This is a genomic window from Alkalihalophilus lindianensis (assembly GCF_032843265.1).
Taxonomy (GTDB): domain Bacteria; phylum Bacillota; class Bacilli; order Bacillales; family Bacillaceae_D; genus Alkalihalophilus; species Alkalihalophilus lindianensis.
This window is the reverse complement of record NZ_JAWJBA010000023.1, coordinates 1-958: the sequence shown is the minus strand read 5'-3', so window position 1 is coordinate 958 and position 958 is coordinate 1. Positions and strand designations below refer to the sequence as shown.

General features: G+C 36.6%; 1 protein-coding gene and 3 tRNA genes. 3 read left to right on the top strand and 1 reads right to left on the bottom strand.

What is annotated here, in order from left to right:
* The first annotated feature begins 1 nt into the window (after position 1).
* A tRNA-Asn gene (locus RYX56_RS21095) sits at positions 2-76 on the top strand.
* A gap of 9 nt (positions 77-85) precedes the next feature.
* Positions 86-161 (top strand) — tRNA-Thr (locus tag RYX56_RS21090).
* 346 nt (positions 162-507) lie between these two features.
* On the opposite strand, the gene RYX56_RS21085 is transcribed toward RYX56_RS21090, so the two are convergent.
* On the bottom strand, positions 508-696 hold the full coding sequence (locus RYX56_RS21085; protein ID WP_317123957.1) for an Rpn/YhgA-type helix-turn-helix domain-containing protein: 189 nt from the start codon (positions 694-696) through the stop codon (positions 508-510).
* A gap of 187 nt (positions 697-883) precedes the next feature.
* Here RYX56_RS21085 and RYX56_RS21080 point away from each other — a divergent pair.
* Positions 884-958: transfer RNA gene (locus RYX56_RS21080), tRNA-Glu, on the top strand.

The window sequence follows — 958 nt, the reverse complement described above, 5'->3', positions numbered from 1 at the left end:
TTCCACAGTAGCTCAGTGGTAGAGCAATCGGCTGTTAACCGATCGGTCGTAGGTTCGAGTCCTACCTGTGGAGCCATTTTTTTATGCTTCCATAGCTCAGCAGGTAGAGCACTACCATGGTAAGGTAGGGGTCAGCGGTTCGAATCCGCTTGGAAGCTCCAGAGCAACTTTACATTACTTATACATATATTATTAACCAACCTTTATCGGTTGGTTTTTTTGTATCCATTTGATACCCAAATTATTAGAAGTATAATGTTTAACACTATAGATGATCTACTTATCAGCCTCTCCTCTTATGAAGGACTAATAATTATTATTAAGGTCGGCTAGCTAAGTAACTACATACTCTCCTAACAAGTCTTTGGTAGTGAAAGGTAGAAATAAAATAATAAGCTCTTTGGCCTTTTACTAATAATAGAAGAGACCAAAAGAGCTTAAACTTGTTAGTGGATAATAAAATGATCTTAAGCGTATGTATTAAGCGACTTAAAATGTGCACGCTATCTACCGAGAAGGTCGAGCTTTAAGTTGTTCAATTGATAGACCAGTGATTGTCCGAACTAATTGTGAGTCAATTCCATAATCGATCATACGTTCGGCTACCTCTATGCGAGTTTCTTCTTTAGCTTGGTTTTTAACATATTGAAATTTTTCTATTAAATCTTGATGTTGAACCTCCTGAATTTCCTTCATTCAGATCACTCCCATGTAGAATGCTTTCTTTAAGTATACAGAATATATGTTCGTGTTATCAATGCTTTTCTTATCTTTAAATAAAAAAACAAAAAATATATAAAAAAAGTTTAAAAAGGGTTGCCAATGATAAAATTATTGGATATAATACTTTTTGTCAGCAAGAAACGACACATTTTGAAACGATGGCCCGTTGGTCAAGCGGTTAAGACACCGCCCTTTCACGGCGGTAACACGGGTTCGAATCCCGTACGGGTCACCA